This is a genomic window from Streptomyces sp. SPB074, assembly GCF_000154905.1.
Taxonomy (GTDB): Bacteria; Actinomycetota; Actinomycetes; order Streptomycetales; family Streptomycetaceae; genus Streptomyces.
In genome coordinates this window covers 278,105-286,904 of record NZ_GG770539.1, presented here as the reverse complement: position 1 = coordinate 286,904, position 8,800 = coordinate 278,105, and the positions used below count along the sequence as shown (strand labels likewise).

Here is an 8,800-nt window from a genome sequence, read left to right as displayed (position 1 = left end):
TTCGCCCTCGGCGCCGCCTTCCTCATGCCCACCTCGCTCACCGCCTGCGCCCCCGGCGCCCGCCTCGCCACCACCCTCAAGGACACCCTCGCGTGCGCCGGGGAGGACGACGTCACCTGGGCGCCCGCCGCGCGGCACGGCACCCTCGGCGTGCCCGCCCGGGTCGTCCGCCGCGGCAGCCTGTACCCGGCCCGGGCCGGTCTGCTTCACCGGCTCCTGCGCGAGCACCGCTACTTCGCCGACGTACCCGGGCACCGGCGCCGCCACGTCGAGGAACACCTCCTGGCCGGGCCGACGCCGGAATCCCCGGCCGGCCCGCGTCCGCGCGACGGACTGCGCACGGCCGACGTGTTCCGCTGGTACACGCGGGAGACCGCGCGCCGCACCCCGGCGGGCGAGCCGGTGCGGCTCCTGGACCACCAGCTCCGGTGCGACCCGGAACTGACCTCCTTCAACCGCGCCGTCGCCGGGACCGCCCTGGCCGGATGGAGCGCGCGCACCCCGGGCGCGATCGCGGAGCACCTCCTGTCGCACGCCGCGGAACTGCTGACCGCGCGCGCCCCGAGACAGGCCGAAGGGCTTTCATGAATCAGCGGACACGCCGGGCAATCGCCGATACGGTCCATGACGGACGGTGGCGTCCCGCACAGGGGACCTCGCGGGCATCCGGCGTGCCCGGACCGAGCCGGGGCCGAGACCCGTGGAGTGAGAGGGCATGAACCCTGTGGAGCGCACCGACACCGACCCCCGCCGCGCCGACGGCCACCCCGCCCCGACCGCCCGCCCGGACGCGCCGCCCGGGGGAGAGGGGACGGGCCCGGTCGATCCGTGCGGCCCTTCGGGCCGCGGGGCGAACCCGAACGGGTTGGCGGGGCGGCCGGGGATTGGGGGAACGGGTTCGCCTTGTTGTTTGGTCAGGACCGCGCGCCCGCCGTCGAAGAACGTCGCCTGGACCACCCAGACCGGCAGGGTGCCCATGCGGCACCGGCTGGCCGTCGTACGCCCCGGGCTCGCCGCCGTCGTCGAGGCGCTCGACGCCCACCTCGGCGGTCGCCCGGACCCCTCCGTTCACACCGGGCAGGCGGCCCGCTCCGCCCCCGTTCCGGCCGCGGCCCCCCGCTCCGCCGAGGAGGCGGCCCGGCTGTGGGCCGAGGGGGCCGACCTGCCCTGGGCCGAGTACTGGCACTCCCGGCGCGCCCGCGTCCCCCTGCCGGTGTACCCCTTCGCCGCCTCCGAGGCGCCCGCCCCGCCGCCGGAGCCGCGACCGGCCGCCGGCCCCGCGCCGGACCGGGCAGCGGTCTCCGTCGCCGCTCTGGAGACCGCCCTCCTGGACCGGTACGCCGAGGTGTCCGGGATACCCCGGGACGAACTCGACGCCCACACCCCCTTCGTGGAGTACGGGCTCACCTCGCTCCAGATCGGCGAGCTCAACCGGCTGCTCGCGGAGGACTGGGGCGTCAGCAGCCGGACCCTGTTCTTCGAGCACGGCGCCATGGCCCCCGTGGCCGAGGACGCCGTACGCCGCCACGGAGCCGCCCCGCGCCGCACACGGAACGCGCAGGACCCGCGACCCGCGACCGCACCGGACCCCGCCCGGCCCGCCGCGCCCGCCTCCGCTCCCGACGCCACCCCCGCTCCCGACGCCCCCCGCGCTCCCGGCCACGCCCCCGCTCCTTCCGCGCCCCCCGGTCCCGCCGACGCGGACGACGGGGCGATCGCCGTCATCGGCGTCGCGGGCCGCTACCCGCAGGCCCCGGACCTGGAGACGTTCTGGAGCAACCTGAGCGCGGGGCACGACTGCGTCACCGGGCTGCCCGCCGACCGGCACCGGCCCGAGTGGCCCGTGGACGAGATGATCGGCGGCTTCCTCGACGGCGTCGACCGCTTCGACCCGCTGCTGTTCGGCATCACCCCGCGCGACGCCGCCCTCATGGACCCCCACGAACGTCTCTTCCTGGAGACGGCCTGGGCCGCGCTCGAGAACGCCGCCTACCCCCGGCAGCGGCTGCGCGAGCGGCACCGCTCCCGCGTCGGCGTCTACGCCGGGGCCATGTACGCCGACTACGCCTTCTTCGGCGTCGAGGAGACCCTGCGCGGACGCCCCGCCTACAGCGGCGGGGCGATCGGCAACAACGCCAACCGCGTCTCGTACATCCTCGACCTGCACGGGCCCAGTCTCGCCATCGACACCATGTGCTCCTCCTCCCTCGCCGCCGTGCACCTGGCGGTGCGCGCGCTGCGCGCCGGGGACTGCGAGGTCGCCCTCGCCGGAGCCGTCAACCTCTCGCTCCACCCGAACAAGTTCGTCCAGCAGCGGCTCATGTCGCTGACCTCCAGCACCCGGCGTTGCCGCAGCTTCGGCGCGGGCGGCGACGGCTTCGTGCCCGCCGAGGCGGTGGGCGTGCTCGTCCTCAAGCCGCTCGCGCGAGCCCTCGCCGACGGCGACCGGGTGCGCGCCGTGATCCGGGGCACCGCCCTGGTGCACGCCGGCCGCACCAACGGCTACATCGTGCCCTCCCCGGTGGCGCAGAGCGAGGTCGTCAGGGACGCCCTCGCCGACGCCGGACTGCGCGCCGCGGACATCGACTACGTGGAGGCCCACGGCGCGGGCACCGCGCTCGGCGACCCCGTCGAGATCGACGGCCTGAGCCGCGTCTTCGGCGGTGACGACCGCCCGGCTGGCTCCCTGCCCATCGGCTCGGTGAAGTCCACCATCGGGCACGCCGAGGCCGCCGCCGGGGTGGCCGCGCTCACCAAGTGCCTGCTCCAGCTCGAACACGGCACCCTGGCCCCGACCCTCCACGTGGACGAGCTGAACCCGAACATCGACTGGGACACCGTGCCCTTCCGCGCCCAGCGCACGGCCGCCCCCTGGCCGCGTCCGGCCGGACCGGACGGCGCCCCGCGCCCCCGTCGCGCGGGCATCAGCTCCTTCGGCGCCGGCGGCACCATCGCCCACGTGATCCTGGAGGAGTTCACCCCTCCCGCCCGCCGGGAGACGGAGCCCGAGGGGACACCCCGGCTGCTCGTCCTCTCCGCCCACGACGAGCGGCGCCTGCGGGAGAGCGCCGGCCGCCTCGCCGCCCGGCTGCGCGCCCCGGACCCCGTCCCCCTCGCCGATGTCGCCTGGACCCTCCAGACCGGCCGCGAACCCCTGCGCGCCCGCCTCGCCCTCGTCACCGGCGACGCGGCGGACGCCGCCGCCCGCCTCGCGGAGTTCGCCGCGGGCGGGGACGGCGAGACCGACGGCCTCGTACGGGGCCGCGCCCCTCACGGGGGCCGTCCGCAGGGACGCCTGCTGCCCGACGGCCCGGCCCCCGACCTCGCCGCGCTCGCCCGGCACTGGGTCACCGGCGGACCCGTCGACTGGCCCCGCCTGTACGCGGGCGCCGCCCCCGCCGTCACCTCACTGCCGTCCTACCCCTTCGCCGGGATGCGGTGCTGGATTCCCGAGGAGGCCGCGACCGGCGGCCCCGCCGTCCCGCCGCCGCCCGTCCCCGCCGCTGACGTGCCCGCAGGAGGCCGGGACACCGCCGCCGACTCCGGTGCTGCTGTCCTGGGAATGGTTCCTCCACCGGGCGAGGCGAGTGAGGGTAGGGGACCGGCCCCGCTGGAGGGTGTCGTGGTGTGCCTGCACGGCCCGGCGACCCGCGCCGTGGCCGACGCCCTCGCCCGCACCGCGCCGCCCGGCGCGCTCCTCCCCGTCCTCGTCCACGACGGCCCCTTCGAGGGCCCGGCACCGAAGTTCGGCGACGAGGCCGGGGCCGACGCCCTCGCCGACGACCTCTTCGCGCGCCACCAGGCCGTCGCGGGCTGGATCGACCTCACCGACCTCGACCGGCCCGACCCCGCCGAACCCGGCTCCTGGACCGCCCGCCTGCACCTGATCCGCCGGTTCCTCAGCGCCCTGCCCGGCACCCGGCTGCGCGGCGTGCAGGCGGTACGCGGGCTCCAGGACCTCGACGGACCCGCCCCCAGCCCGTCCGGCGCCCGCATGGCCGGCTTCCTGCGCTGCCTCGGCGCCGAGTACCAGCGCCTGGACACCACCGTCCTCGACACCGACCTGCCCACCGGCGAGCCGGAACGACTCGCCGCCACGCTGTGGGGCGAGTGGCACCGGCCCGGCGAGCGCGCCGAGATCTGCCACCGCCACGGACTGCGCTACGAACCCGTCCTGCGCCCGACACTGGCCCGGCACACCCCGCTCGCCCCCGATCCCGGCCGCGCCTACGTCGTCACCGGCGGCACCCGGGGCATCGGCGCCCGCGTCGCCGCGCACCTCGTCGAGCGCGGCGCGCGGGCCGTCGCGGTGCTCGGCGGCCGTCCCCTGCCACCCCGCGAAAGCTGGGACACCCCGGGCGCCCTCGGAGCCGCGGAGGCGGAGGCCGTCACCGGCATACGGCGGCTCGAACAGCTCGGCGCGCGGGTCCTGGTCCACACCGGCCCGCTCACCGACCAGGCCGCCCTGGGAACCTTCCTGGAACGGGTGCGCTCCGAACTCGGGCCCCTCGGCGGGGTGGTGCACTGCGCCGGGGGCCACGGCGGGGGCCGCCCCGCTTTCGTCGGCAAGGACACCGCCGACGTGCGCGCCACCTTCGCGCCCAAGGCCGACGCCCTGGAGACGCTGGCCCGCCTGTGCGAGGGCGACCGCCTCGACTTCTTCGTGGCGTTCTCCTCGGCCTGCGCCCTCGTCCCCCGGCTCGCCCCCGGCGTCACCGACTACGCGGCGGCCAACGCGGCGTCGGACCTCCTCCTCGGCCACCGGGTCCGGACCGGCGGCGGCCACTTCCGCTCCATCGCCTGGCCGATGTGGACCGAGAGCGGAGTGGCACGCGGCAAGGACAACGTCTGCGCCCCGGTCGGCCTGGGCACCGTGGACGACGCGACGGGACTGCGCGTCCTGGAACAGGTGATCGCCATGCCCTGGGGCGGCACCGTCCTGCCCGCCCTGCCCCTGGACGCGGCCTTCGACGCGGAAGCGCTGCTGAACACCCGGGCGCGCCCGGCGGAGGCCATGCCGACGCCCCGGGAGCCGGTAAGGGCACCCGCGAGCGAGCCGGAGCGGGCACCCGCGCGCGAGCCGCTGGGGGAGCCCGCGTCGCGGCCGGAGGCGTGGCCCGGCCCGAAGCCGGAGGAGACACCCGCGGTCGCCCAGGACGATCCCGGCTGGCTGGTGCGGCTGGTGTGCGCCGTGCTCGGCACCCCGGAGACCGATCTCGACACCACGGCCGACTTCGCCGACCTGGGCGTGGAGTCCGTCATGCTGGGCGAACTCCTGGAGCAGGTCGAGGAGGCCGTCGGCAAGCGCCTCCCGCCCTCCCTGCTGCTGGAGCACCCCTCGGTGCGGCAGCTCCACGACCACCTCACGTCCCTCGGCCTCGCCCCGGCCCCCGTACCGGCGGCGGCCGCGCCCTCGGCGGCGGAACCCGCGCGGGTCCCCGTACCCGAACCGGCCCCGTCGGTACCCGCACCCGCCCCGACGCCGCCACCGTCGCCCGCCCCCGTGGCGTCACCGTCGTCCGCCCCTGCGGCAGCACCCGCCCCGGCCCCCGCCGAGGCCGCCGACCGCCGGACCGAGGGGAAGGTCGCCGTCATCGGCATGGCCGGCCGCTTCCCCGGCGCGCCCGACGTCGCGGCCTTCTGGCGCAACCTGCTCGAAGGCCGTTGCGACGTCACCGAGGTGCCCGCAGGGCGCTGGGACACCGCGACCTGGTACCGCCCCGAGCACGAACTGGGCCGCAGCAGCGGCAAGTGGGGCGGGTTCCTGGACGGCATCGAGCGGTTCGACCCCGCGCCGTTCCAGCTCACCGACGACGAGGCCACCGTGCTGGACCCCGGCATCCGGCTGTTCCTCGAAGCCACTCGGGACTGCCTGGCCGACGCCGGTTACCGCGACGAGGAACTGCGCGGCCGGGACGTGGGCGTCTTCGTCGGCGGCCGGATCTCCTCCTACCCGCTGCGCGCGCCGCTGCGCCCCGACGTGCTCCAGTCCGACCAGAACTTCCTGGCCGCCCAGGTGGCCCACCGCTTCGACTTCCGGGGCCCCGGCCTGGTGGTCGACAGCGCCTGTTCCTCCTCCCTGGTGTCCGTGCAGCTCGCCTGCCGCAGCGTGCTGGCCGGGGAAGCGGAGATGGCCCTGGCGGGCGGGGTGGAGATCCTCCTCGACGAGCGCCCGTACCTGGAGTTCAGCGCCGCCCGGGTGCTGTCGCCCACCGGCCGCTGCCGCCCGTTCGACGAACGGGCGGACGGCATCGTGCCGGGCGAGGGCTGCGGCGCCGTCCTCCTGAAACCCCTGGCCGCGGCCCTGCGCGACGGGGACCGCGTGCACGCCGTGATCGAGGCCGTCGCCGTCAACAACGACGGCCACACCATGGGGACGACCACACCGAACCCGGCCGCCCAGACCGCCGTCGTCCGCAAGGCCCTCGCCGCCGCCGGGCGCCGGGCCGGGGAGATCGGCCTCGTCGAGGCGCACGGGACGGCCACCAAGATCGGTGACCCGATGGAACTCAAGGCGCTCACCGACGCGTTCGCGGGCGCCGAGGAGCCCTACGGCCGCTGCGCCATCGGCAGCCTCAAGGGCAACGTCGGCCACCTGCTCTGCGCCGCCGGGGTGGCGGGCCTGATCAAGGTCTCGCTGAGCCTGGAGCACGGCGTGGTGCCGCCCACGCTCTTCTGCGAGACGCCCAACCCGCGCTTCGACTTCGCCCACTCGCCGTTCCGCCCTGTGACCGCCGCCGAACCGTGGGACGCGCCGCCCGCACTGCGGGTGGCCGGGATCAGCTCCTTCGGGCTCGGCGGGACCAACGCCCACCTGATCGCCTCCGCCCTCGACCCGGCCCGCAGGCCCGCGGGAGTCCCGGTACGCGAGCCGCTGCCCGCCCCCGTCCACGCCCGGCGACGCCTGTGGCTCGACACGGAGCCCGGCCGCGGCCCCGCGGCGGCCCCCCGGCCCCCGGCCGGTCCTGGCACGACGCTCCCATCCCCGGCCGTCCCGGCACCCCGGGCGGCCACGCCCCCGGCGCCCGCCCGGGCCGCCATCCTCGATCTGCGCTTCGTCCCCCCCACGTGACGGACGCGGTACCCCTCCAGCCGGACGGCACCGGGCTCCTCGCCCGGACTGTTTTTCTTTTCGACCCCCACGGAAGGAAGCACCCGTCATGGACAACTCCGCAGAGGCGCCCCCCGGGCCCGCGGACGAAAAAAAAAAAACTGCCCACTCCCCGCCAGGTCTTTTCTGGCCATCGCGGGTGTGATGGCGGCGATGCTGCTCTCGGCCCTCGACCAGACCGTCGTCAGCGTCGCCCTGCCCAGCATCGTCGGCGAACTGGGGGGCCTGGAACGCCTGCCCTGGGTGGTCACGGTGTACCTCGTCACCTCCATGGCGGTCACCCCGCTGTGGGGCAAGGTGTCCGACCTCTACGGGCGCCGGGTCGTGGTGCAGAGCGCCATCGCCGTGTTCGTCGTCGGGTCCGTCCTGTGCGGCGTCGCGCAGAGCGTCTGGCAGCTCATCGTCTTCCGCGGCGTCCAGGGGCTCGGCGCGGGCGGGCTCTTCGTCCTCGCCCTCGCGGTCATCGCCGACGTGGTGCCGCCGGAGCGCCGGGGCCGCTACCAGGGCATGTTCGGTGCCGTGTTCGGCCTGGCGAGCGTCGTCGGGCCGCTCGTCGGCGGCTGGTTCACGGACGGCCCCGGCTGGCGCTGGATCTTCCTGATCAACGTACCGGTGGGCCTGCTGGCCCTGGTGGCGACCGCCATCGGCCTGCGCCTGCGCAGCCCCCAGCGCCCGCACACCGTGGACTTCGCCGGTGCCGCCCTCGTGGCCGGAGCCGTCGTGTGCGCCCTGCTGTACCTCAACTGGTCCGGCGACGCCTACGGCTGGGCCGCCCCCGCCTCGCTGGCGCTCGCCGCCGGTGCCGTCGTCCTCGCCGCCCTGTTCGTGTGGGCGGAGACACGAGCGGTCGAACCCGTCATCCCCATGCGCCTGTTCCGCAACCCCGTCTTCGGCATCGGCGCGCTCTTCGGGCTCCTCGCCGGTGCCGCCATGTTCGCGGGAATCGTCTACCTGCCGCTGTACTTCCAGGCCGTCATGGGCATGTCCTCCACCCGCTCGGGCCTCGCCATGCTGCCCGCGATGTTCGGGCTGACCCTCACCTCCATCGCCTCCGGCCAGCTCATCAGCAAGAGCGGCAAGTACAAGGCGTTCCCGGTCTCGGGGGCCGCGCTGCTGGTCGTCACCATGCTGCTGCTGTCCCGGCTCACCGCCGACACCCCCTACTGGCAGATCGGCGTCTACGCCTTCCTGTTCGGTGCCGGGGTCGGCCTGGTGATGCAGCCCGTCATCACGGCCGTGCAGAACTCCGTGCCGCCGCAGGACATCGGCGCCGCCACCAGTGCGGCGAACTTCTTCCAGCGCATGGGGTCCGCGATCGGCGTCGCCCTCCTCGGCACCGTTCTCACCAGCCGCGTCTCCGACCGGCTGGCCGATCTCGGCCAGGACACGGTCCGCGCGGCGGACAAGGGCGTCACCGCCCTGCACCGACTGCCCGAACCGGCCCGCGGCGACGCCCTGGACGGCTACGCGCGCGCGATGGGGGACATGTTCCTCGTGTGCGTCCTGCTCGTCGGGATCGCCCTCGTGGTGTCCTTCTTCCTCAAGGAGATGCCCCGCGCGAGCGAGCAGGACGCCGCACCACCGGCGCGGGAGGCGCCCGCCACCGACTGACCGGGCACGGCGCGGGGCACCTCGCCCCGCGCCTGCTCAAAGTTGCGCAGCCCCCCGACGGCGCCCCGCCTAGCGTGA

General features: G+C 76.0%; 2 protein-coding genes and 1 pseudogene. All 3 read left to right on the top strand.

Going from position 1 to position 8,800, the window contains the following annotated elements:
• Window positions 1-588, top strand: a pseudogene (locus SSBG_RS01195) ([acyl-carrier-protein] S-malonyltransferase); the annotation flags it as partial.
• 322 nt (window positions 589-910) lie between these two features.
• The gene (locus tag SSBG_RS01190) at window positions 911-7,072 is read left to right on the top strand and encodes a beta-ketoacyl synthase N-terminal-like domain-containing protein (protein ID WP_050776695.1); all 6,162 of its coding nucleotides are present in this window, start codon (window positions 911-913) and stop codon (window positions 7,070-7,072) included.
• 180 nt (window positions 7,073-7,252) lie between these two features.
• On the top strand, window positions 7,253-8,722 hold the full coding sequence (locus SSBG_RS01185) for an MDR family MFS transporter (protein WP_008744409.1): 1,470 nt from the start codon (window positions 7,253-7,255) through the stop codon (window positions 8,720-8,722).
• Window positions 8,723-8,800 lie beyond the last annotated feature (78 nt).